At 43.3% G+C, this 25,020-nt stretch carries 22 protein-coding genes; 11 read left to right on the top strand and 11 right to left on the bottom strand.

What is annotated here, in order from left to right:
- The first annotated feature begins 3 nt into the window (after positions 1-3).
- From B0I21_RS05805 to B0I21_RS05795, 3 genes are all read left to right on the top strand, one after another.
- A complete protein-coding gene (locus tag B0I21_RS05805) occupies positions 4-1,041 on the top strand; it encodes a sensor histidine kinase (protein ID WP_133639509.1) in 1,038 nt (345 codons plus the stop codon).
- Positions 1,034-1,777, top strand: a complete 744-nt coding sequence (locus B0I21_RS05800) for a LytR/AlgR family response regulator transcription factor (protein WP_133639508.1) — start codon at positions 1,034-1,036, stop codon at positions 1,775-1,777. The genes B0I21_RS05805 and B0I21_RS05800 overlap by 8 nt, the downstream gene beginning before the upstream one ends.
- A gap of 123 nt (positions 1,778-1,900) precedes the next feature.
- The gene (locus tag B0I21_RS05795; protein WP_133639507.1) at positions 1,901-3,349 is read left to right on the top strand and encodes a serine hydrolase domain-containing protein; all 1,449 of its coding nucleotides are present in this window, start codon (positions 1,901-1,903) and stop codon (positions 3,347-3,349) included.
- 209 nt (positions 3,350-3,558) lie between these two features.
- Here B0I21_RS05795 and B0I21_RS05790 read toward each other — a convergent pair whose 3' ends face one another.
- Positions 3,559-4,041, bottom strand: coding sequence for a peroxiredoxin family protein (locus B0I21_RS05790; protein WP_133639506.1), 483 nt, complete (start codon positions 4,039-4,041; stop codon positions 3,559-3,561).
- 117 nt (positions 4,042-4,158) lie between these two features.
- Here B0I21_RS05790 and purN point away from each other — a divergent pair, with 117 nt between their 5' ends.
- Positions 4,159-4,734 carry a phosphoribosylglycinamide formyltransferase gene (gene purN / locus B0I21_RS05785; RefSeq protein WP_133639505.1) on the top strand — a complete coding sequence of 192 codons (576 nt, stop codon included), beginning with the start codon at positions 4,159-4,161 and terminating at the stop codon, positions 4,732-4,734.
- Between the two features lie 30 nt (positions 4,735-4,764).
- Here purN and B0I21_RS05780 read toward each other — a convergent pair whose 3' ends face one another.
- Entirely contained in the window at positions 4,765-5,943 is a 1,179-nt protein-coding gene (locus tag B0I21_RS05780; protein WP_133639504.1) for an esterase, read from the bottom strand.
- A 191-nt stretch (positions 5,944-6,134) separates the two neighbouring features.
- Here B0I21_RS05780 and purH point away from each other — a divergent pair, with 191 nt between their 5' ends.
- Positions 6,135-7,661 (top strand): bifunctional phosphoribosylaminoimidazolecarboxamide formyltransferase/IMP cyclohydrolase, encoded by a 1,527-nt coding sequence (purH, locus tag B0I21_RS05775; RefSeq protein WP_133639503.1) that lies wholly within the window; start codon positions 6,135-6,137, stop codon positions 7,659-7,661.
- 329 nt (positions 7,662-7,990) lie between these two features.
- On the opposite strand, the gene B0I21_RS05770 is transcribed toward purH, so the two are convergent.
- The 7 genes from B0I21_RS05770 to B0I21_RS05740 all read right to left on the bottom strand — a co-directional run bounded on the left by B0I21_RS05770 (position 7,991) and on the right by B0I21_RS05740 (position 14,008).
- The gene (locus tag B0I21_RS05770) at positions 7,991-8,938 is read right to left on the bottom strand and encodes an MBL fold metallo-hydrolase (RefSeq protein ID WP_133639502.1); all 948 of its coding nucleotides are present in this window, start codon (positions 8,936-8,938) and stop codon (positions 7,991-7,993) included.
- On the bottom strand, positions 8,935-9,537 hold the full coding sequence (gene coaE / locus B0I21_RS05765) for a dephospho-CoA kinase (protein ID WP_133639501.1): 603 nt from the start codon (positions 9,535-9,537) through the stop codon (positions 8,935-8,937). The genes B0I21_RS05770 and coaE overlap by 4 nt, the downstream gene beginning before the upstream one ends.
- Before the next feature lie 10 nt (positions 9,538-9,547).
- Positions 9,548-10,435 carry a YbbR-like domain-containing protein gene (locus tag B0I21_RS05760; RefSeq protein WP_243835959.1) on the bottom strand — a complete coding sequence of 296 codons (888 nt, stop codon included), beginning with the start codon at positions 10,433-10,435 and terminating at the stop codon, positions 9,548-9,550.
- 395 nt (positions 10,436-10,830) lie between these two features.
- Positions 10,831-11,151: a preprotein translocase subunit YajC gene (yajC, locus tag B0I21_RS05755; RefSeq protein ID WP_133639499.1), complete on the bottom strand. Its 321-nt coding sequence runs from the start codon at positions 11,149-11,151 to the stop codon at positions 10,831-10,833.
- 258 nt (positions 11,152-11,409) lie between these two features.
- Positions 11,410-11,844 carry a DUF1573 domain-containing protein gene (locus B0I21_RS05750; RefSeq protein WP_243835958.1) on the bottom strand — a complete coding sequence of 145 codons (435 nt, stop codon included), beginning with the start codon at positions 11,842-11,844 and terminating at the stop codon, positions 11,410-11,412.
- A 55-nt stretch (positions 11,845-11,899) separates the two neighbouring features.
- A complete protein-coding gene (nusB, locus tag B0I21_RS05745; protein WP_133639497.1) occupies positions 11,900-12,814 on the bottom strand; it encodes a transcription antitermination factor NusB in 915 nt (304 codons plus the stop codon).
- Between the two features lie 123 nt (positions 12,815-12,937).
- On the bottom strand, positions 12,938-14,008 hold the full coding sequence (locus B0I21_RS05740) for a Leu/Phe/Val dehydrogenase (RefSeq protein WP_133639496.1): 1,071 nt from the start codon (positions 14,006-14,008) through the stop codon (positions 12,938-12,940).
- Between the two features lie 161 nt (positions 14,009-14,169).
- Here B0I21_RS05740 and B0I21_RS05735 point away from each other — a divergent pair, with 161 nt between their 5' ends.
- From B0I21_RS05735 to B0I21_RS05715, 5 genes are all read left to right on the top strand, one after another.
- Entirely contained in the window at positions 14,170-15,945 is a 1,776-nt protein-coding gene (locus B0I21_RS05735; RefSeq protein ID WP_133639495.1) for an ABC transporter ATP-binding protein, read from the top strand.
- Between the two features lie 58 nt (positions 15,946-16,003).
- Positions 16,004-17,974: a DUF3857 domain-containing protein gene (locus B0I21_RS05730; protein WP_133639494.1), complete on the top strand. Its 1,971-nt coding sequence runs from the start codon at positions 16,004-16,006 to the stop codon at positions 17,972-17,974.
- Between the two features lie 89 nt (positions 17,975-18,063).
- Positions 18,064-19,350 carry a BamA/TamA family outer membrane protein gene (locus B0I21_RS05725; protein WP_243835957.1) on the top strand — a complete coding sequence of 429 codons (1,287 nt, stop codon included), beginning with the start codon at positions 18,064-18,066 and terminating at the stop codon, positions 19,348-19,350.
- A gap of 93 nt (positions 19,351-19,443) precedes the next feature.
- The gene (locus B0I21_RS05720; RefSeq protein ID WP_133639492.1) at positions 19,444-21,522 is read left to right on the top strand and encodes a TonB-dependent receptor; all 2,079 of its coding nucleotides are present in this window, start codon (positions 19,444-19,446) and stop codon (positions 21,520-21,522) included.
- A gap of 22 nt (positions 21,523-21,544) precedes the next feature.
- Entirely contained in the window at positions 21,545-21,904 is a 360-nt protein-coding gene (locus tag B0I21_RS05715) for a DUF4180 domain-containing protein (RefSeq protein WP_133639491.1), read from the top strand.
- Between the two features lie 392 nt (positions 21,905-22,296).
- Here B0I21_RS05715 and tnpA read toward each other — a convergent pair whose 3' ends face one another.
- Both tnpA and B0I21_RS05705 read right to left on the bottom strand, forming a co-directional pair.
- Positions 22,297-22,752, bottom strand: coding sequence for an IS200/IS605 family transposase (gene tnpA / locus B0I21_RS05710; RefSeq protein WP_133639490.1), 456 nt, complete (start codon positions 22,750-22,752; stop codon positions 22,297-22,299).
- Positions 22,753-22,858: 106 nt separating this feature from the next.
- Entirely contained in the window at positions 22,859-24,037 is a 1,179-nt protein-coding gene (locus B0I21_RS05705; protein ID WP_133639489.1) for a class I SAM-dependent methyltransferase, read from the bottom strand.
- A 139-nt stretch (positions 24,038-24,176) separates the two neighbouring features.
- On the opposite strand from B0I21_RS05705, the gene B0I21_RS05700 reads away from it, so the two are divergent.
- The gene (locus B0I21_RS05700; protein WP_133639488.1) at positions 24,177-24,965 is read left to right on the top strand and encodes a Cof-type HAD-IIB family hydrolase; all 789 of its coding nucleotides are present in this window, start codon (positions 24,177-24,179) and stop codon (positions 24,963-24,965) included.
- Positions 24,966-25,020 lie beyond the last annotated feature (55 nt).

Raw genomic sequence — 25,020 nt, 5'->3', positions numbered from 1 at the left:
TAGATGATATTTAAGCTGACATCCAAAAACCGCTTGATCCACGTGACGACGTGGACCATTTGCATTTTATACTTTTTTGTATCCTACTTTTTGTTGTGGTGGGATTGCAGACCGAAGCCTGTGACGCCTTACGAACCTATGATCGGCGCACTATCCATTACGATCTGTTGTTACCTCATCTATAGTACGCTGCAATATTATTTACCGCGTAAAAATCAGTATACCAAGATTATGCTGATTTGTGTTATCCTGACGGTGATGAGTGTGGGCTTATCCATTTTTTTGCTCAATCAATTTTTTGATCATTTCTCACTCTCCCATTTTTACGAAGTCCTTCCCTATCGATTTATCATAAACTTTCTGCTGTTACTATGCGTGATTATCATCAATATCTTCTGGAATATACAGGAGGAATACGAGGACAACAAGAAAAGAAAGGAAGAGTCTGAGCGCATACTGCGGGATGCGGAATTGTATAATTTAAGACAGCAACTGCAGCCGCATTTTCTTTTCAACAGTTTAAATTCGATCATCGCACTCATTGGCATTAAGCCAGATGAGGCACGCAACATGACCTTTCAATTATCAGATTTCTTGCGGGGCACAATGCGCAAAGATGATAAGCAATTGATCCCGTTAGCTGATGAAATTGCACATTTACGGCTGTATTTAGATATTGAAAAGGTGCGTTTTGGCCATCGGCTAACAACAACCTTTCACCAAGAAGAAGATGCCGGACGGGCAAAGGTGCCATCCATGATCATACAGCCTTTGCTGGAAAATGCGATCAAATTTGGCTTGTACAACGTTATTGGCGACGTCCAAATTACGGTGGATATCCGCATGGTTAATTACATGCTCCATATCACCATCACGAACCCATTCGATTCTGACCAGTTTGAAACAAAAAAAGGAACCGGCTTTGGACTCTCCAGTATAAAACGTCGTTTATTCCTATTGTATAGCCGCACGGATTTATTGGAGACATCAATTAAAGACCATATATTTACATCGACCTTAAAGATTCCACAATATGATTAAGACCATTGTTATTGATGATGAGCCATTGGCGCGCATGATAGTTATGGAGTATTTGAAACAACATGCTGATATTCAAATTGTAGCTGAATGCGGCGATGGTTTTGAAGGCGCAAAGGCTATCCAACAGCATCAGCCCGATTTGGTATTTCTGGATATACAAATGCCGAAGTTAACGGGCTTTGAAATGCTGGAGATTGTAGATGATATGCCGAATGTTATTTTCACGACAGCCTTTGATGAGTTTGCCATCAAGGCATTTGAAAAAAATGCCATTGACTATTTATTGAAACCCATAAGTAAAGATCGTTTTGAACAGGGCCTTCTGAAATTCAGAAACGCCTATAATAACAATAGTTCAACGCCGCAGCAAACCTCTTCTAAGGTGGCCGCCATCACGGAAGAAGAATCACTAGAACGCATCGTTGTAAAAAATGGCACGCAAATAAAAATTATTCCCGTGCAGCAGGTCACCTATTTGGAAGCGTACGATGATTACGTCAAGATCAACACAAAGGACGGTGTATTTTTGAAAAATAAAACCATGAGCTCTTTTGAAAAGCAACTTGATCCGAAGCAATTTGTTCGCGTACACCGCTCTTTTATAGCAAAGGTCGACCAACTCGCAAAAATTGAGCCTATGGAAAAAGAGAGCTACATCGCGACGCTGCTTACCGGTGAAAAGATTAGTATAAGTAAATCCGGCTACGCACGACTAAAACAAGTTATAGGTCTATAATTGTCTTTCGGTTAAGACTTCTAGCTCTAAAAAGGAAAGTTATTGATCATACTGTACTTGAGGGACAGAATATATGACTGTATGATAAGACTTATGTAAGTTTGTTTCCGTAATTTTGCGCTCATGAGGCGCAAATTATTTTTTATATTATTTCTGTTTTCCACGTTTACGGGCGTTTTCGGACAGAGTAAAGCCGAACTCATTAACCGAGCGGTATTTAACAAACTTGAATTCTTTATCAATACGCAGATGACAGACTCTATTTACAGCCTGGCATCTGACAATTTTAAAAAGCAGATTCCGGCCGAACAGATGGCATTTGTTTTAAACAAGCTCTATCAGCTGGGTACCGTAAAACAGGTCGATGTGGTAGATTTCAAACAGAATACGGCCACGTATTTGTTACAGTTTGATGAGCACGCTTTACATGCTAAGCTGGCCTTGGACAGCAGCTTGCATTATGAACTGCTCGCGTTTGTTCCCGCAGAAAAACCGATTGCAAAAAAAACCGAGAAGTCGGAAGTCATCAGCAATGTAGAAAAGGTTTCACCCTTAGATTTTTATATTGATTCTTTAGCGAACAGTTACGTGAAGAAAGGCAATGCGCAATCGCTATCCATTGCTATGTTTCATCAAAACAGCTACAAGACGTTTTTTTATGGCGAGACCGAGCAGGGAAATCAAACCTTACCGATCGAAACCAGCCTCTATGAAATAGGCTCGATCACCAAAGTATTCACCGCGGTGCTTTTGGCAGATTTGGTGACCAAAAATAGTGTACAGCTCGATGACCCCATCGGCAAATTTCTTCCGGACTCCGTTGCGCAGAATCCGGCCATACAAGGTATCACATTGAAGCAGTTAGCAAACCACACGTCGTCGCTTCCCCGCCTAGCCGATAATTGGAACACCGTAGCTGATTTTGACGAGCGCGATCCTTATGCCGCATACGATCGCAAAGCACTTTTTTCCTTTTTGAAACAGTTCAAGGGTGGTAAAAATCCGGGTGAAGAATATGAATACAGCAATTTGGGCTATGGTCTATTGGGTGAATTGATTTCCATCATAACCAAAAAGCCGTATATGCAATACTTACAAGAAACGCTATTATCACCTCTTCAAATGACAAGTACGCTGGAGAAGGCTGATCCAAAAAAGAAACAGGCCTTTCTGAAAGTCTATGACGAGGAGGGCAATGAAACGCCTGTTTGGAATTGGAAGGCCATGATAGGAGCCGGCGGGCTAAAATCCAATGTGAAGGATTTAACACTTTTCGCCGTGGAACAGTTCAAGATGCCATCCGACGATCTTCAGAAAGCCATGGCGTTGACGCGGCAATTTACGTTCTTCACCCCGAATAACATGGATATTGGTCTTGCTTGGCACATGAGTATGCTTGACGGAATTATCTATTACCGACACACCGGTGGCACGGCCGGAAGTAGTTCGTTCATTGGCCTGTCTCCAGACACCAAAACGTCGCTGGTGGTGCTTTCAAACCAGTCTGAAAGCGTCGAAGAGATCAGTGTAGCGATCATGGAGCGATTGCTTGAACAAGCAGAAAAAAATTAGTCGGTCCGCACACATGTTTCCCATGACAGAACGCTTAGTCCGTGAAAGCAGTTCTAATGGGCTTGGGCGCTGCAGACTACTTTTACACGGCACATGGGTAACGGCTATTCGTCTCAATAAAGATAGTCGCCTATTAACGTGCTGTGTTTATGGGTTATAGCGGCTTTTCAGTAAAATGCTAAAAAGCGGTCAGGCTCCGGCTTATGCTTTTACAAGAAAGGAATAATCGTCGACACCTTGCTTTCACCTTGGAAAGACTTCACGAGCTTCTTTGTAGCGGCGTCGTAGATATAGGTGGCAGGATAATTTTCAGGACTAAATTTTTCAATGAATTCCACACTTTCTTCCTTCCAGAACGATACATTTTTTCTATTTTTTAATCCTTTGGCATACATATTAATATAGCCATCTACATATTCTTTATCATTCATCGAGATAAAAAAGAGGGCAGCTTGTTGGAATTTCGTTATATTTTTGGCGATATCCTGACCCAGCTCTTGGCAATGGCCACAGCCCGGATCATAAAATACGAGTACTAGCTTGCCTTTCGTGGGTAGCATCTTTTGAAAAGTGGCGTCCGGGTTGTAGTGGTTCCGAAGAGTTGTTAGGGTTGGTAGCTGCGTAGGTTGCTTCTGTCCGAAGCAATAGGGCGCTAAAAGAATCAGGGCTACCAATAATCTTATTTTTGTCATTATTAGCGATTTGAGTGAACGATGTGCCCTTAATTCCTAATATGGGGGCCGATGTATGGGGAAAATAACATATATTTGGTTACAAATCAATATTTAAAAGACAAAAAATTCGATATTGTGAAAAAACGCATCGCTATCTTTGCTTCAGGCTCGGGTTCTAATGCACAAAAAATAATGGAACATTTCAAGTACTCCAATATGGCGGAGGTATCATTGGTGTTAAGTAATAACCCCGACGCCTATGTATTGCAGCGTGCAGATAACTTTGAAATACCATCGCATGTTTTTGATCGTAAAACATTCTATGAATCCAGTGAAGTGGTTGATATCTTGAAAAGATTGGAGATCGACTTAGTCGTTCTTGCTGGCTTTCTATGGCTGATTCCTGAAAATCTTTTAAAGGCCTTCCCAAATAAAATTATCAATATACACCCGGCGCTTTTACCCAAGTTTGGCGGTAAGGGGATGTATGGTGATCGCGTTCATAAAGCAGTGCTGGAAGCAGCGGAAGAAGAGCACGGCATTACTATACATTTCGTAAACGAAAATTTTGACGAGGGCGAGGTGATACAGCAGGCGAAATTTAAAATTGACGCGGACGATACCTTAGAAACCATCAAATTTAAAGGGCAGCAACTGGAACACCAGTATTTCCCAAAAGTGATTGAAAATTTATTGAAAAAATATAATTAAAAATGGGAGCCCTGCTCCCATTTTTAGTTCTTAAAATAATTGAGGCAAAAACTCCGTGAGGTACAGCCTCCAATTGGCCCAGGTATGCCCTCCGGCACTCTCTCGATACGTGTATTTCATATCAATAGCATCCAGTTTTTTGCGATACTGCTCGGCAGTCTTGTAAAGGAAATCGTCTTTTCCCATACCGATCCAATACAGTTTGTAGCCTTGTTTGCGCTGCTTAAGTAAGTTCTGATCGAAGTTGGCGAATACCGGACTGGAGGCGTCCTGACTCATCCGAAAGGCAGCGGAAAAAAGCCCCACATAATCGAAGGTATTGGCGAGGTAGGACGAAATAAACAATGTGTGCGATCCCCCCATAGACAGGCCGGCGATAGCACGGGATGCTTTTTCTTTTTTAACCCGGTAATTTTTTTCGACAAATGCCAGTACATCTTTGAAGGACTCTTCCATTTTGCCGGTTCCTACATCTGGAGTCGCAAATGCTATGGGATATTGCCCTTTACTGGACTCTCCCGGCGCCGCGGCGTTGGACACATGACCATTCGGCATGACTACGATCATCGGTTTAATCTTTCCTTCTGCAAGCAGATTATCCAAAATTTGCGAAACCCGTCCTAACGATGGCCAAGCTTCCTCATCGCCCCCCATCCCATGCAGAAGGTACAGCACGGGATAGCGCTGCTTGCTTTCTTCATAGCCTGGCGGGGTATAAATGGTTATCCTCCGATCCATCTTTAATGTCGGCGAATTATACCAGCGTCTTGTCATACTGCCGTGCGGAACATCTTGCACTTGATAGCGCTGTGCTTGCTCCCCACCCGTCAGGAAATAATTGAATGTATTGCTTACATCTCGTATTTGGTAGACATTCAAAGGGTCGTTCACTATTGCGCCGTCAATATCAATATTGTACAAAAAAAGATCGGAAGGCAACGCTTCACTTGTATATGACCAATATTTACCATCTTTCACCATGAATTGTTTGCCGCCAATTGGGCCTACGCGCTCCATCCAATTGCCGACTACCTGAACTTGCTTTGCATGGGGTGCAAACACCCGAAAGGTAACGCGGTTATCAGCCCCTACCTCAGGAGACAACACGCGCGTTTCTTGATTCAGCTTGATATTTTCTTGCGCCAAAACGTTCCCCAAGATACTGAAGCCGGACAGGAAGAAAAGTATAGACGATATTTTCACGTTCATAAATTCATATTTTATACACTAAATGTACAAAAAGTACAGCAGAAGGATGATAATTTATGCCATTGAACCTAAAGATAGTGCAGCGTAGCTACAGATGGACGATCATGAAGTTCCAAAAAACGATTTAATACGCGCAAAGGTGACGTTTGTTAGTCCAAAATTTGTATCTTTGCCGCTCCAAACATCATACAATGAATCATCCTGTTAAGATTAAAAATGCTTTGGTGTCAGTTTATTACAAAGACAACTTAGCCCCCCTCGTTCAACTGTTAAACAAATATGGAGTCACTTTCTACTCGACAGGCGGTACGGAAGCTTTTATCCGCGAACAAGGCGTTGATGTCGTGCCGGTTGAAGATCTAACGAGCTACCCCTCGATTTTGGGTGGACGGGTGAAGACACTTCATCCGAAAGTATTTGGCGGAATTTTAGCCCGTCGTCCCTTAGAAAGTGATCAACAACAACTTACGCAATACGACATTCCAGAGATTGACTTAGTTATCGTTGATCTTTATCCTTTTGAGGAGACTGTGGCATCGGGTGCGGCACAACAGGACATTATAGAAAAGATCGATATCGGTGGTATATCGCTTATCCGCGCTGCAGCAAAGAATTTCAATGATGTCGTGATTATATCATCAAAAAACGACTACAAGGAACTGGAAGCTATTCTGGCCGAGCAAGAAGGACAAACGAGCCTTGAGCAACGGAAAGAATTTGCAAAACGTGCTTTCAATACATCGTCTCACTACGATACGGCTATCTTCAACTATTTCAATGAGGAAGCGCCACTACCGGTATTCAAACAATCTGTTCAACAAGCCCAAAGTTTACGATACGGAGAAAATCCGCATCAAAAAGGAACATTCTTTGGCGATTTGGATGCGATGTTTGACAAATTAAATGGCAAGGAACTATCCTACAACAACCTCGTTGATGTGGATGCGGCGGTTGCTATAATTGACGAGTTTACGGCACCTACTTTTGCTATCCTTAAGCATACCAATGCTTGTGGCGTTGCTTCGCGTTCTACGGTTAAGCAAGCTTGGCTTGACGCATTGGCCTGCGATCCCGTATCTGCTTTTGGTGGGGTATTGATTACCAACGGTGAGGTGGACAAAGAAACGGCCGAAGAAATAAACAACCTATTTTTTGAAGTGTTGATTGCTCCATCATATACGCCAGAGGCGCTAAGTGTACTTACCGCGAAGAAAAATCGAATTATTTTGCGCCGCAAGTCTATTACACTGCCAAAAGCGCAATTTAAAACCTTGTTGAATGGGGTAATCTTACAGGATAAGGATAATACGGTAGAAGGGCCATCCGAAATGACAACGGTAACCCTTACGCAGCCAACCACCGAGCAGTTAGAAGATCTGCATTTTGCGAATAAAATCGTGAAGCACACCAAGTCGAACACGATCGTTTTTGCAAAAAACAGCACGTTAATCGCTTCTGGTGTTGGGCAGACCTCGCGCGTTGATGCCTTGAAGCAAGCCATTGAGAAAGCGCAATCCTTCGGTTTTGAGATTAAAGGAAGCGTTATGGCCTCCGATGCATTTTTCCCTTTCCCAGACTGTGTGGAAATTGCGGGCGAGGCCGGTGTGGCGGCTGTCCTTCAACCTGGTGGATCCATAAAAGATCAATTGTCTACCGACATGGCAAATGACAAAGGTGTCGCTATGGTTGTGACGGGTGTAAGACATTTCAAGCACTAATCTGGTGCCTTAAAAACAAATAAAAAACCCGATATATTGCTTTATATCGGGTTTTTCTTTTCAGCTTCTTTTATCCAGGCAGATCGTTGAAGTCGTTAACCTGGCGAAAATCGGCAATACGAGATCTTCAGGCGACGCGGGCTGTTATAAATAACCGAGCAGCCAATAGATGATCATAAACGCGATGATGGTCCCGAAACACCCAAAGCCCAGCTTTCGTGCTCCCCAGCCTGCAAACAATACTTTAAAAAATCTATTCATAATGCGTAAGTTTTAAGTTGATCTTATTTTCTACCGATCAACTTGCAAGAACAGTGCCGTGAAAGCAGTTATTGCTTAATAATATCACGAACCTGCAGCTTCCCGGAAAAGTGGGTGTGTAGGTGTCGCCCATCACCGTGTATGGTCCAGACTTCGCTGGGCTGTACCTTATCGATAAAATAAAGTAAATCATCCCAATCGATATGATCGGAAATGTAGAGTTCGATATCATTTTGCCGCTGCAGCCTTTCCCAGCCGGAAGCAAATGCCTTCAGTACATTTTTAGCCTTAAAATAACTGTTGAAGGTCAACGGTGGAACAAGATAAACCTTATTAGCAGGTCCTTCTTTCATAGCCTTTCTGTTGTACAAACTGTACTTCATCGGCGTGGGCCCTAGCTTTTCGTATAGTTTATGTATGGGATACATTTTATGGTGAACCAGCACCTCGCGTTCAGGCAGATATTGATTTATTAACGCAGTTAAACGCTGTGCTTTTCCCAACGTGTAGCACCCCAACATGATGTTGCTCGGTTTATCTTTTAATTTTAAAATTTCGGCTGTAACATCTGGATGTTTGACGCCCGGGTTAGCAAAGGTTGATTCGGTAATCAGAACGTCAGCTTGCACGATCTCGATCGCTTCACAAGTGGCATCGTCCTGCAACTTGTAATCGCCGGTATAGAGGTAACGCATACCTTTGTATTCCATTAAGATCTGTGCAGAGCCAAGCATGTGTCCGGCGGGTAAGAACGTAACCGCCACATCCGCTATGGTGAAGTGGCTTCCAAATGTTGCGACACGCAAGCTTTCCTCACTTATCTTGCCAAATTTGTTACGCATAAACGCGAAAGTGGCTGCTGTGGCATACATAAGTCGGTGGCCACTGGTCGCATGGTCGCCGTGCGCATGAGAAATCAAGTTACATGCTACCGGGAGCATAGCATCGATGTAGAATCCGCCATAGCGGCAATAGTAACCGTGTTCGGTTTTTACAAGAAAATCGTCTAATATCATTTTATGGTGGAGGAAGCTTCGATAAGAAATGCATGTAATTTCAGTACCTGTGGCAGCAGGGGCTGCTCGCCATTATTGATGATAACAAAATCTGCCAACGCTATTTTTTCGGTATCGGGCATCTGTTTATTGATTCGGTCTTTGACCTGTTCTTCTGTTGCATGATCTCGCGCCATAACACGCGCTATTCTGACCTGTTCAGGAGCAGTTACCAATAGGGTGTAGTCAAGGGATGTATAGGAGCCGCTTTCAAACAGTAGTGCCGCTTCTTTTAGCGAATAGGCCGTTGTCTGTTTATCTGCCCATACGTTTCCATGCTCGATCACCAGCGGATGAACGATGCTATTCAAACGAGCCAATTGCTCTTTATCTTTAAAAACGCGGGACGACAAATAAGCACGATCAAGCATATCATCCTTATCGTACACGGCAGCGCCAAAATTTTCAATCAGTGCCTGCCGAATGGCATCGCTGGTATTCATGAGTTCCTTAGCTTCCTTATCTGCGTTATAGAACGGCACACCCAAAGCCTGAAAGATTCTGGCCACATAGCTTTTGCCCGATCCGATTCCACCGGTAATGCCAACTTTTAATCCCATTTCTCTTTATTTATCGTCTTACAAAGAAGTCTACGTTTTGCGGCTCCACGCTAATAAGTTTGCAGTAATCTGGTATTTTGGTGATAATCACGGGTAAACTTTGCACGTTGTTTTTCTCCCAACTTTCCATATCTACAATTGCTTCAAAGTCTCGCGACGACCATTTATTATAGTCCTTCAGCGAAACTAAAAAAGCTACCTTCACCTTGCTGGGCAGTGTGCGCACAGATGTATAGCGATCTGCATTTTCTACTTTAAGAGGTAGCTCCACGACTTTTTCGGTGATCTCCCCGACCGGGATGCTGATCTCGGAAAACGTTGGATAGATCGTAATGTTGTTTTTTTGATGTTTATTCAAGTAGGCTACCGTTCGAATGTCAGCACCGACATTGACGCCTTTAATGGTGTCGGTCTCCAAGTATTCGATATTGGCCACGTCTTCCAAAGGGCCTGTTACGGTGACATACTCTGGGTTTGCCCGCGTATCGCCAATAATGCCGTACTGCTTTTTAAATTGCATGTTGTAAAGTGGGCGTACCGGGACTTTCCGTTGTGTTTGTTTGGAGAAATCGAAATACAGTGTATCTGGACTTACGGACACAACTTGGTTATCGCTTGGGAACTGCCGGTTTACGTAGCCCAGCTGATTGGTGAACACAATAAAATTTCTGGTTTTCAGACCGCTCAAATCAACTTGGATATGTGGCGTATCTGGGTGCAACCGCTTTAGGAATATTTTCCAACCACTTAACTTCATCCGGATGTTCACCGTATCAGATTGCAGCGGATGAAATGCTTTCTTCTCCGGGATATTTACGTAAGAAATACCCGCATTAATGGTGTACGTCTGAACGGTCGAAACGGCAAACAACAGCCAGGCGACGAAGGATATACCCATACATCGCAAAAAGATTGCTATTTTTCTTCGTTTTGCCTTGCTGATACGAGGTTGAGCCATAACGACAAAGGTAAATGTTTCCGTGCCATATCTCCAAGCTTTGGCTATTTAATCGTTTGCCAAGCATCTATTCTTGTTTAGTTGTGCAATCCACACACACGTTTGAGCCCTTTCAGACCAACTGGTGCATGCCCAGACTTTGCCTTCACCACTTTATCAACCTACAGAAGCCATCCCATTCATAGTGTTTCAATTTCGTAAATAAAACAGCTATTTATTTCATTCCATCAGTGTCTATGTAGGTGCCATGGTGCAATTTTTGGAACACACTTACCACACACAAAAAAGCAACCTGTTCGAGGTTGCTTTTGTTTTTCTATGTATAATTGCTATCGTTATTTCTTTACCGTATCGTTGTTGGCTGCTCGTGAAGCGTCCAACGCAATCGCTGTTTTGTCAAAGCGAATGCGAACACCTGACCCTACATCAATCAAGAATGTGGTCTCACTCACCTCAACAATGCGTCCGTGAATGCCTGCGTTTGTCACTACTTTCGAGTTGACGCCAAGTTCTTCGATATATTTTTTATGATCTTTCTGCTTCTTCATTTGCGGTCTGATCATGAAGAAATAAAAAACCACGATAATTAAGATCATTGGCAAAAAGCTCATTAAGTTGCTTCCACCGGGTGCTGCTTGTAATAGTGTTGTAATCATATTTTAAAGTAAAAATTAAAAAGTCAAAAGTCAAAAGTTCAGTTAAGACTTTTCAAAGTAAAAAGTAAAAATTATCTTCAATGAGCTCACTGCGCTCGGCTAAAAAGTCAAAAGTCAAAAGTTCAGTCAAAACTTTTCAAAGTAAAAATTGAAAAGTTAAAAGTCAAAAACCAAAAGTGAGCAGTCAAAAGTAAAAATTGGAAAGTTAGAGATCATCATCAAGAAATCAAACTTCGCAATTAAAACTAGTTCTCTACCCTATTTCTTCAGTACTTCGCCTTTCAGTTGTATCGTCGTTACGTTGTTTTCTGCATTGGAAACAACCGTTACAATCTTCTGTTGCTTACCTACTTGGCCATTGCTATCGAAGCTTACTTTTATCTCTCCGGACTTTCCGGGAAGAATAGGCGTTTGTGTATAAGATGGCGTTGTACAGCCGCACGATGCGGATACTTGTGAAAGAATAACGGGCGAAGTACCGGCATTGGTAAACGTATAGACATGCTCTACGGTTTCTCCCTCTTTAACCTGTCCAAAATCAAAAGCCGCTTCGGCAAACTCTATCTTGCCCGTTCCTGAAGCACTCGCTTCATTGTTGGCAACACTATCGGCGTGCTCCGCGTCTTTTGTCCCTGAATTACCACAAGAAACAAGTACGGAGGCCGCAACGCAGAAAAAAAACGTTTTCAACATATTCCTAATCATTTATTGTTTATGAGCTCTAATGCTCGGTTTGTCTGATAAAGAATTAATCTTTTAAGCCTCTACCCTGTTTTTGAATACGTCCGTCTTGCGATAGATCCGCAAGAATCTTATCCAAAATACCATTGATAAAGGTATTACTTTTATTGGTACTGAATGCTTTGGAAAGCTCAATATATTCGTTAATCGTAACTTTAACCGGAATAGTCGGGAAATTCACTAACTCACATATAGCCATCCGCATCAGTAGGGTATCGACCAAAGCGATACGATCGGCTTCCCAATTTTTTGTTTTTTGGGAAATCAGGTCCTGATACTCTTTGCCGTAACGAATCGTTTGTTTTAATAAATCGATAATAAACTCACTATCTTCCTCCCAGCTCGGTGTAAGCTCGGCCAGCTTATTATGTACAGGGCTTTCGCTACTGAAGTTCTTGAACGTTTTGGCAATCATTGCCTGTAACACTTCCTTATCGACAGTCCAGTTGATAAACTTCGTATCGAAAACTTGATCTATTTCAGTGGATTTTAAAACGATTTTCTTGAAGATGAATTTGATGATATCTTTTTCACCAGCGATCGAGTGGTCTTCTTGTTTGAGATAAGCCAAATACTCTTCGGACTCTTTCAGCTGGGCAAAGATAGATCGAACAATTTCAGGGTCAAACGTCCAGGAAACGTTATACTTCTTCACACTTTCCAGGTACGCGCGGTTTTGACGAAGCGACTCAATAAAACTGTTATTATTCAGCTTTGTTGTATAAATTTTATCCTTCTCTGTCGGTAAAAACTTGTTTGCTCGCCCTTCAGCATCAGTTAGCACATACTCGGCTACCTCATCCAATAGGTTCAATGTCCAGATATACATCTGGTTCACCTCATCTACACTCTTTAGCAGTGCTTTCTCGAAATCTCTCACTTGTTTATCCTCTGATAAACTAAACGCGTAAAGCGTTTGCATTACTTTTACCCTCAGGTGCCTTCTGTTAAGCATAATTTAATTTAAAGAACGATTGTATATAAATAAGAACGTATTATACTTGTTATGATGCAGAGCGCAAGGCTTTAACCGCCTTGTGTTCCTTTATCTTTTTAATTTTTTGATGTCAAAGATACGTTTTTCTGCCAATTGTTTCGCGGCATCAAAGGTCGTAATGTTTTCTTCTTTTGATCGTTGGATAACGTTGCGTGTGGCGTTATAAATGTTTTTCACCAATGCTTCTGTGCGTTCATTGCCATATCCTTCAATTTCCGAATAACAGCTTATCAAAGCGCCCGAATTGATTAAAAAATCTGGATTGTACAGAATATTGTGTTCCTGCAATAACTTGTTGGTCAATTCTTCGTCCTTCAATTGATTGTTGGCCGACCCGGCTATGATCTTACAGCGCATACGGGGCACGGTTTCCGGATTGACGGTTCCGCCCAATGCGCAGGGAGCATAGACATCAGCATCCAATTCAAAGCTGGTGGAATAGGTGATCGGTTCAGCCTTGTATTTAGCCGCGATCTTCATTTTTCGCTCTTCCGTCATATCGGATACGTAGACCCGAGCATTCTCTGCACGCAACATACCGACCAACTGTTCGCCGACGCTCCCGACACCTTGTACCGCAACTTTACGACCAGCAAGGCTATCGTCGCCATAAAGCTCTTTTATTGCTGCTTTGATACCGTAGAAAACACCTCGAGCGGCAAACACGGTGGTATCTCCGCCACCATTAAGCGATGCTGGCAAGCCCGCTACATACTGTGTTTCAGAAAGCATGTATTCCAGATCCTTCTGTGTGGTGCCAATATCCGTAGAGGCAATGAAATTTCCATTTAACCCTTCTACAAATTGCCCAAAACGACGCATCAACACCTCCGTCTTATCGGTGCGGTTGTTTCCTATAATGATAGCACTGCCGCCTCCTAAGTTAAGTCCGGCTAATGACGCTTTGTAGGTAATCGCCTCAGAAAGCCGCAACGCATCGTCAATAGCTTCGGGAAGCGATTCGTACGGCAGCATGCGTACGCCACCTATCGCTGGCCCCAACGTGGTGTCGTGTATGGCAATGATAGCCTGCAATCCTACCGCCTGATCGTGACAAAAGAATAAATTTTGATGGCCTGAAATGCCCATCTTTTCAAAAACCGAATTGCTTGCCGCCATAGTCTATAATGCCTGTGCTTACCAATAACTTTTGCAAAAGTAGGAAATATTTCTCGCACCCAATTTCTATAATTTGCTTTATTTACACAATTGCAATATGTTGACACAAGTGCGCGCTTTGCGCGGCCATATTTGAAATTTTAGCCTTACATTTGTGGCTGATGAAAGAACTCGCTTACCTCAATAAATATTTTTATAAGTATCGTTGGAAATTGATCCCGGGCGTACTGTTTGTTATCATTTCGAACTACTTTGGCATACTACCTGCCAAAGTAATACGGGAAGCGTTTGACTTGGTCAAGGAGAACATTGATCTGTACCGCCTTTACGACGGTTTCGCACGCCAAGAACTTGTCTATGAGGTATTCGGTAGCAGCCTATTATTTTTTGGTATCGTCGTACTTATCTTGGCATTGCTACGGGGGATTTTCCTGTTTTTCATGCGGCAAACCATCATCCTCACTTCCCGCCATATCGAATACGACCTTAAAAACGAAATTTACAACCATTACCAACAATTGGACTTCTCTTTCTTTCGGAAGAATAATACGGGTGATATGATGAATCGCGCAACAGAAGACGTCAACCAAGTTAGAAACTACCTGGGACCCGCGATTATGTATGCCATCAACACTGTGGTGTTATCCATCATGGTCATTTATGCCATGTATGATGTGAATCCAAAATTAGCGACGTATTCGCTCTTACCTATTCCGATACTTTCTGTCATCATTCTTTACGTCAATAAAATTATCAACCACCGTAGCGAGAAGATCCAGCGACAGCTCTCCACCCTATCGTCTTTTGTGCAGGAGACGTTTTCAGGCATCCGCGTGATAAAAACATATACGCGCGAGCAGCAAAAGATGGACGTCTTCGCAGAAGAAAGCAACGTGTATAATCGCGTGTCGCTAGACTTGGTTCGGGTTCAGGCCATCTTTTTCCCATTAATTATTTTCCTTATCGGGTTTAGTACCATTATCACCGTCTATGTGGGCGGCATTGAGGTAAATAATGGCACGATAACCGGGGGCAATATTGCGGAATTCATCTTGTACGTGAATCAGCTCACCTTCCCAGCGATGTCGTTGGCATGGGTCACATCGTTGTTCCAACGTGCTGCCGCATCACAGCAGCGTATCAATGAATTTTTGAAAACACGCTCCGAAATTCCAGATGGTACTGTGGATACTAGCTTGCAAGGCAGTATCCGGGTAGAAAACCTTAGTTTCACCTATCCCGAAACAGGAATTATGGCGATCGACAACCTGTCTTTTCACATTCCCCAAGGGAAAACGTTAGCGATCATCGGCAAGACAGGTTCCGGAAAATCTACGCTGGCCAATTTGCTATTGCGGATGTATGATGCTGATGCCGGGCATATTTATTACGACAATATCCAGATTCAGGATTTAAAAACAGAACAACTACGATCAGAGATTGGCTTCGTTCCGCAACAGGTATTCCTATTTTCTGATACGATCGCCAATAATATAGCCTTCGGACAGGATACACTGGATCTAAGCAGAGCCGAACAAGCGGCTAAGGATGCCGCTGTTTATGACAATATTATGGATTTTGATGAAGGCTTTCAAACCGCCATCGGTGAACGCGGCATAACCCTTTCCGGTGGCCAAAAGCAACGCGTATCCATTGCCAGAGCATTGATAAAAGATCCACAAATACTGATATTCGACGACTGCCTGTCTGCTGTAGACACCAAGACCGAAGAAGAAATCTTACACAATCTTGGCCGTATTATGAAAGATAAAACCACCATCTTCATCGCCCACCGTATATCGACCATCAAAAACGCAGACCATATTTTAGTACTGGATCAAGGAAAAATTATCGAGCAAGGCACCCATAATGAATTGATGGCTGCAGGCGGAGAATATTTTGAATTGCACGAAAAACAATTACTTGAATCCGAATAATTAATTTCTCAAAATATTCTCGATTTTATGTATCTTGCTGGAGTTATTAACTCCTGTTATGCGCCTTTTATTCGTCATCATCTACTGCTTCCTTGCAAATATAGTGCTTGGACAAACGACTGAACTTCCTGCTATCAGCCACAGTGCTTTTACCGCAGCGGTGCCTGATGTTGGTAAGGACAAAGAAGCCTTGGTTCTTATCGAAGTTGGCCGATCAAGTCTGGAAGTTGTCGAATCCGAAAAGGCCTTGCTGGTGGTGCATGATTACAAAGCACGGATCAAAATCCTAAAGAAAGAAGGTGTAGAACAGGCGAACTTTGAAATTCCACTTTATGCTTTCGGAAAAGCCTTTGAAAAAATTATCGAAATTAAAGGGACAACCTACAATCTTAACGATAACCGTATCACGGAAACCGAGATGACAAGCAAGGCCATATTCTTGGACAAAGTATCACCGTTCCTGCATTTGGCTCGTTTCACCCTGCCTCAGGTCGAAGAGGGATCTATTATTGACATATCGTATCGAATCTTATCACCGGATATCCTGAATTTCCGCAGTTGGCAATTCCAGCAGGATATTCCGAAGCTTTCCAGCAGCTACACTGCGATCATGCCGGCAACGTACCTTTATCAGGTGAGTCTGCGAGGCCCTTACCCGCTGAAAGACACCAAGAGAGAAATTCTTTGGGAATATTTCCTACTCAACGGCGTGCGTAACGATTGCTCAAAGATCACGTATCTCATGGATAATATACCAGCATTTGAGGAAGAAGAATACATGCTGGCGCCGAAAAATTACAAATCGGCCATCAACTTCGAACTGGAGCAATACTACTCAACAAATGGTTCAAAAGTCCGTGTTACGAAAGCATGGAGCGACGTAGACCGCGAATTATTAACGGAGAAATCTTTTGGGGGCCAGCTTAAGAAAGAAGATGTTTTCACAAAAATACTACCGCTGCTCCTGAAGGACAAGAACAGTAGCGTGGATAAAGCACGTGCGATCTACAGCTACATACAGAAAAATATAAAATGGAATGAAGTGTATGGAAAAAACACGCAATATGGTATAAAGGAAAGCTTGGAGCAGCATCAGGGTAACGTTGCTGATATTAACCTCGCCCTTATAGCGGCATTGCATGCGGCCGAAATACCGGCTTATCCCATCCTTGTGTCAACCAGACAAAATGGAATCCCCAACAATTTACATCCGGTTATTTCCGATTTCAACTACGTCATTGCGGGTGCGGAGATAGATGGTAAAATCATTTTGCTCGATGCGACAGATCCGTTTCTTCCTTTTGGTGAGCTTCCTTTGCGTTGCGTTAACGACAGAGGTAGAATTATCTACTCCAAAAAATCATCTGAATGGATCCCTTTGGTTAATGAACAACCGTCATTGGTGAATGTTACCATTGTGGGCAAGATCGATAGCGCCGAAAACATCGTTGGCAAATTATGTATCAGTTATAAGGGGCTAGACGCCCTCCGCAAAAGAAACGAAATCCGTGCGTTCAACACGGAAGAGGAGTATTTAGAAGATATCGAAGTAAAGCTACCGAACATGCACTTGAAAAATGGGTCGATTTCCGATTTGTATAACACTGATGGATTTTTAACAGAAGAATTTGACATGGAACTTCCACTTCATGATTACTTACGCCATAGCGTGCTTAGCGTTAATCCAATCTTCCTAAACAGAGTGGAGAAAAACCCGTTCAATTTGAACGAACGCCTCTATCAAGTGGATCTAGGTGCTCAACGCCAGATGATACATAATGTGATTATTGAAATACCCGAGCGCTACCAAGTGAAGCAGTTGCCGAAGGATCTCCATATGAAACTGCCAGAAGAAGCCGCGAGATACAGCTATAAAGCAGTAGTCGATAACAATCGTTTGGTTTTTAAACAGGCCATCTCGTTAAATAAGGCTATCTATTCTGTGGATGAATATTTTCATCTCAAAGAGTTTTATTCTAGAATCATTCAGCAACAGAACCAAGAGCTTGAGCTTCAGAAAATGCGATAGCGCATTGCTGGAAGAACGGTTAAAAAATGTTATATTCGCAAACAAGTATATTCCGTCATTGTTAAATGATGCAAAGGAAATTCATATTCATGCGAAGTTATCTAATCGTCTTCTTTTTCTTTATCAACATCCTTCAGCTTGCTGCGCAAAAAATCATTATCAAAGATACCATTACGAACAAAGCGAAAGATACGGTTCACTTTGTCGATCAACTCTACGATATTGGCGATGGGTTTCGGGATATCAGCCGTTTTGTGCGGCGCGATACATCCAAGAAGGTGCAGGGAAAACGATCGGGAATCTCTATCCTTCCTAATATCAATTATAATCCGAGTATTGGCTTTCAGATTGGCGCAAAAGTCGTAGGGGGAGTCTATTTGGGCGACCGGGAAACCACAGCAATGTCGACCTTTGCCACTGCGTTGAGTTATACCACTCGAGGAATCATGGTGGGCTATGTTGCCCATGACACCTATACCCGCTATAACAAATGGAATATCAAGGGCGGGGTGGTGGTCGCACGCATGGTCGCATTGGATTACGGGATGGGGATGGGCAATACCGTTCCTACCGACATTCCGGAAGAAGAGGTGCTCAACAACCCGCAGCGTAATCGTTATGTCAACCAGTATACGGTTTACGGATTTAATGAGCGACTTTATAAGCGCCTATCGCCCGGCATGTTTGTCGGAGCGGGTGTTTTTATCGAGCTGAAACGCAATATCCGTACGGTAGGTGATTACGAGACGACCCCGTTGGATGTGTATAGCGAATTGACCGACTACAATGCGAGCCGATACAACAACAACGGCCTTCAGTTTAACTGGCAGTACATGACCCGAGACAATCCCAACAGCGCGTATAATGGGATCTATGCCGACGTTGTATTGCGCATGAGCCAACCTTGGATGGGTAGCGAACAGGCGGCGTATCAGTTGCAAACGGATTTCCGTAAATACTGGCCGCTGTCGTCGACACGCCCGAACCATGTTTTAGCATTTTGGCATTGGGGTTCGTATAACGTCGTCGGACGTTTAGGATACTTAGATTTGCCCGGCACAGGGCGCGACACCTATTCACGTATAGGCCGCGGATATACGGCTGGATATTTCAAAGGGAACTCTTTCTTTTACTCAGAAGTGGAATACCGCTATCCCATCCTTCGTAACCAATTCTTGAGCGGTGTGGTATTCGCCAATATACAAACGGCCGATGACCGTCTCGGAACGAAATTATTTCAACGATGGCAACCGGCCGCCGGCACTGGACTTCGCGTACTCTTCAATAAATCAACCCGAACAAATTTATGTATAGATTACGCCTTCGGAAGATTTGGCCAACGAGGCCTTTTTCTCGGTCTGAATGAAGCGTTTTAAACGCTTTAATGCTCCAGCAACGGTATAAAAGATCTACTTCGACAACCAACTATGCTATTTCACTTTTACTTAGATACACACAAACTCCATTCTATGCGCTCTACTTTGTTTCTTGCCTCCTTGATTATGGCCATGATGGGCCCAGCGACAACATTACGTGCGCAGGATAATAACGACACTACTGCCCTAAAACCAGTAACCATTCACGCTTACTTTCGGGAACAACCCTTGCTTGGGCTAACCGCATCCGGGCACACGATAGATGCCCAACAGATACAAAGCCAACAAACTACAACCTTGCTTCCTGCCATAAACACGATAGCAGGTTTACGGATGGAAGAACGTTCTCCGGGGAGTTACAGGCTGGCTATGCGCGGTAGTTTGATTCGGTCACCTTTTGGCATCAGGAACACAAAAATCTACGTTGGTGAATTCCCGCTGACCGACGCCGGCGGCAATACGTACCTGAATTTAATTGACCCTGCTGCGATCGCCTCCGTTAGCGTGCTAAAGGGACCCGACGGTTCCTTGTATGGCGCAAATTCGGGCGGGGTGATTCGCATGCAACCGAAGGGCTTCGACGTTTCCGAAAACACACGGGAATTGCTGCTTTCTGGCGGGTCCTACGGCCTATTCCAGCAGCAACTATCTCTGCAACAAAAGATCAACGATGCGTACTCGTTCTCCTTGGACCAGTCGTTCACGCGGTCTGATGGCTATCGTGAAAATACGGCCCTCAATAAAAAAACTTTTCAAACGGCACATCAATGGCATTACAATGCAACGAACAGCCTGCAATTATTTTTGCTATACACCGATCTTGGCTATCGCACGCCTGGAGGGCTAACCGAAGCACAGATGCAAGAAAATCCCCGACAAGCGCGGCCGGCAGGCGGGCCTAATCCTGGGGCGAAAGAACAACAAGCAGGAATTTACAATAAGACCTTTTACGGGGGGCTTGCTCATCATGCTAAAATAAGCAAGAAGCTGGCACACTCGGTGAGTGTATTCGGGTCAAACACCGATTTTGAAAATCCATTCATCACCAACTACGAGATCCGATCCGAGAAAAATCTGGGCTTACGCACATTCTTCTCCTTTGTTGAAGAAGACAATGAAGCTTTTATGTGGCAAATGCAGTTGGGTTTTGAAGGACAAAAAGGGTGGAATACAATCAATAATTTTGATAATGACGCTGGCCAGGCAACTGATGTGCAGTACAAGGACGATCTTACCAATCTTCAATCCAGTTTTTTTTACAGAGCTTCCGCAACGTTCTTCCGCAAGCTCCACGTGGAAGCTTCTCTAGGCCTTAATAATGCCCAGATCGACTTTACACGCCTTTACCCGGTGACGGACCTGAACAGCGGCAACATTGATTTTGGCAATATTTGGATGCCGCGCGTTGCCGCCTCCTATACACTACATGAGCGAATGACCGTACGGGCATCGATTTCGAAAGGGTATTCCGCGCCTACATTGGCAGAGGTGCGCTCATCAGATAACAGCATCAATCTAGACTTAGATGCCGAGACGGGTACAAACTACGAAGTAGGATTTCGCATGGAAGCGAGTAATAGACGATTTGTAGCAGACTTCGCTGCATACAGCTACCAGATGAACAATGGCATCGTGCGGCAGCTGCGTGATAATGGGGCGGAATATTACGTCAATGCTGGAGAAATGGATCAAAAGGGACTAGAGGCAACACTGCTCGCCTATCTTATTGAACCATCAAGCAGCAGCTTTATCAAAAGCTTAACCTACCAAGGCGCTGTAGCCCGCAATTTTTACACTTTTGGCGATTATGTGAACGGTGATGATGACTTTAGTGGTAACGAGATGACCGCCGTGCCTGATTGGACTCTTGCTAACACTGTTCAAGTTCGTTTACCACGGGGTATATTTGTGAATCTCTTTCATCATTACGTTTCTCGAATGCCATTGAACGATGCCAATACGGTATACGCCGAAAAGTATCATCTTGTACAAGCAAAAGCGGGAATGGATATTCCTTTAGGAAGCAGCACAGTAGTTCAATTCTTTATCGGGGCAGATAACGTGTTAAACGAACGCTACAGTCTGGGAAATGACATCAATGCGTTTGGAAACCGCTTTTTTAATCCGGCTCCACCACGAAATTATTATGCCGGTATAAAGTTAGGTTTGTAGTGAATTGTGTAGCTTTAAAGCTATGCATATCATCGAACACATCGTTAATCAAAAACTCATTGCGTCAATAGCGAGTGATATCCCTGTCATACGTGATGTGGAATCTGGAACGGATTTCGTAGGAGAGATCTATTACTTGGGTTATGATGCAGTGATTCTGGACAAAACACATCTTGTTGCGGATTTTTTTGATCTAAAAACAAAACTCGCCGGCGAAATTCTGCAAAAGTTTAGCAATTATCGCCTGCGCCTGGCTCTCGTCGGCAATTGGGAGCAGGAGACTTCCTCTAGTTTGCAAGACTTTATCCGCGAAAGCAATGCGGGAAGACTTATTTATTTTGCCTCCAGCACGGAGGATGCTTTAAAGAAATTTTGTTCGTGAGCATCAACCACCATGGGTCGTGTCCAAACCTACCAACTAATAGGCTATAGATATGTGACCTCTACGAGCTCAATACGCTGATGCTGGTATTAACGCGATTTCCATAATTTATTCGGAACACTTTACTACTCTCTACACAATAATGATAAAGCGGGCTATGCTAACGCTTCACTTGCATGACCCCAAAGGGGTCAAATGTCTATAGCACAAAAATACGCCATAATGTTCGACCCCAACGGGGTCGCATACCCAACACAAGATTGCTATTTTTTATACGACCCACCATGGGGTCGTTTCCAAACCTATTAACTAATAGGCTATAGATATGTGACCTCTACGAGGTCAATAGCGTGTTTTAAACCCGTTTAGATAGCAAGACAAGATCGATATATCTATCTTTCAAATAGAAAATCTTCTCGATAATCCACTTCATATCGATCTAACAATGCTTGGTATTCCTCCTGGAAAGAGCGGCGTTTGTGATGTGCTTTTTGATTATTAATATAGGTAATAACTTTTTTTAACGTAGAGTGACTGCAAGAAAAAGCCCCATAACCTTCTTGCCATTGGAACTTAGACGTTGATTTTTTGTTTTGCCTAGTAAATTCGGAAGATGCTTTTTTAATTTCACGGACTAAGTCAGACACACAGCAACTCGGCTTCATCCCAATAAGAATATGTACATGATCTGGCATCCCATTAATCGCTAACATCTTTTGGCCTTTGTTTCGAACTATTCCGGATATGTACATGTACAACTCATTTTCCCACGAGAGATGCAACATAGCATTCCTATCTTTAACGGAAAAAATAATATGAATGTAGATCTGCGAAAAAGTAGAAGGCATCTAACTAGTTTATAAAGTATATTTACGAATATACAAAATTTCGTAACGCTTCAAAAAAAGCGACTAAAAACCTCATGATGTGCTTCTAGGAATTTAAACAATTCCCCTACCCCAGCAGCCGCTCCAGATGATGATAACTAACTCCAAAATAACGTTTAGTCTCTTCAATTTTCAATCGTATCTCGGCCTGTCTTGCGGTATTGATATCTTTTTTTACGCCCACCACCAAGACATTCTTTGGCGTATGCGCATCGGAAACAAATTCGAAAACTTTGGTTTGGTAGCCGTGATACTCCATCAACAATGCGCGTAAACCGTCGGTAAGCATTTCGGCCTGTCTTTCTAGGAATATACCATGCTTCAACAAAAAATCTAGCTCGTTTTTTGTTTTTCCCTTTTCGATTTCGCGTCGAATTTGCTTATGGCAACAGGGAGCAACAACAATCAGGTCGGCGTTGTTTCTAATGCCTTTCGCAATAGCGTCATCTGTCGCCGTATCGCAAGCATGTAGGGCGATTAAGACATTTAGCCCGCTTTCGGGCGTATACGATTCGATGGTACCTTCCGCAAACGACAAGCCCGCGAACTCCGAACGCTGCGCTACTTGGTTGCAAAATTCAACCAGATCACCCCTGTACTCTACACCAGTAATGATAACATCCCGTTGAAGAACATTGCGCAAATAATCATACAGCGCAAAAGTGAGGTACCCCTTCCCTGCCCCCATATCAACGACGCGTAGCATTTCATTTTCAGGCAAAGCCTGCAACATACTGCTCAAGATTTCAATGTAATGGTTTATCTGCTTCCATTTATCTTGCATGTTTTTGAACACCTTACCCTCCGCATCCGTCAGCCGCAACTCTTGTAGGTATCGTTTGGAGTCTGCTTGTAGTTTTCTTGCCTTCGGCTCGTCGTGGCTTCTTGAAGCCTCTTTCTTTATCGTAGATTTTTCCTGACGGATAAGCCATTCTCCACGATTGCTCAATTGAGCGAATACATGTACAGACGTCGTGAAAAGCGTCGCAGCACGGAAATTATCCTTGCCCATTAGCCTTTCAATCTCTGCTACACCATCCGCTACGGCATAATTCCGCGTAATATCCTTTGTTTGATAGCGGTAGGTGAACGACAGCATGAATAGGCGTTTAATAATGACCAACTTAACGTAGATATTTTTTAGCGCCTTTTCTTCTCCTTTATAATGACCGAGGGATAGCTTCACAAAGTCGCCATTTTTTATAGCTTCAGAAAGTTGTGTGATAAATGCAGTGTGATTGTCCATATGATAAAACGTTTCCGGATGGCAAAGATACGGATTTGTAGATAGAGAGTGGGGCCGACAGGCGGTTCGCGAATCTTATTTTATCGTGATTGCAGCATTACTGTTGATGGATGCCTACGATTTCATTAAATTTGTTTATATGCAGTATCCAACAATAAAAGCCGTTTTTTTCGATATCGACGGCACGCTCCTTAGCTTTAAAACACACGAAGTTCCTCCATCCACCAAAGAAGCGATTGCGCTACTTCAAGCGAAAGGCATAAAAGTTATCGTCTCTACCGGGCGCTCTATCAATAGCATTGATCATATCAAGCACTTAGACTTCGACGGTTTTATCACCTTTAATGGAGGCTATTGCCTAACCACTACGGGTGAAGTACTTTTCCGGCAGGCCCTAGCCCCTACCGATATACAGGCCGTATTGGACTACGCAAAAAAGCATCCGCTTAGCTTTTCGTTTATGTCTGAAAAGGAAATTACAATCTATGACGTGACGCCCGAGATCGCCGGCATGTATGCCCATTTAAATTTGCCCGTGCCCCCGCTCGTTGACTTGGAAAATGTCGATGTAAACAGCGTACTGCAAACCAATATCTTCTTGGGTCCAGAAGATGAGAAAGGATTTATGGACGCTATTATGCCCAATTCTGTTGCGTCACGCTGGACACCGCTGTTTGCCGATGTAAACCCGAAAGGACAGAGCAAGCAAGTGGGCATCGATATTTTCTGTAAACATTTTGGGATCGCAATTGAACAAACCATGGCTTTTGGCGATGGCGGTAACGACATCACCATGCTAAAGCATGTCGCTGTTGGTGTAGCCATGGGCAATGCAAATCCAGAGGTAAAGGAGATTGCAGATTATGTAACGACGGATGTCGACGATGACGGTATATGGAATGCGTTGAAGAAATTTCAGGTGATATAAATATCCTCCTTAATAGCCGATACATGACGGGGATAAAAAAAGCGAGACCTGATAT

Origin of the sequence: Sphingobacterium paludis, assembly GCF_004364125.1 — a bacterium.
Lineage (GTDB): Bacteria > Bacteroidota > Bacteroidia > Sphingobacteriales > Sphingobacteriaceae > Sphingobacterium > Sphingobacterium paludis.
This window is presented reverse-complemented; position numbering and strand designations above follow the sequence as displayed.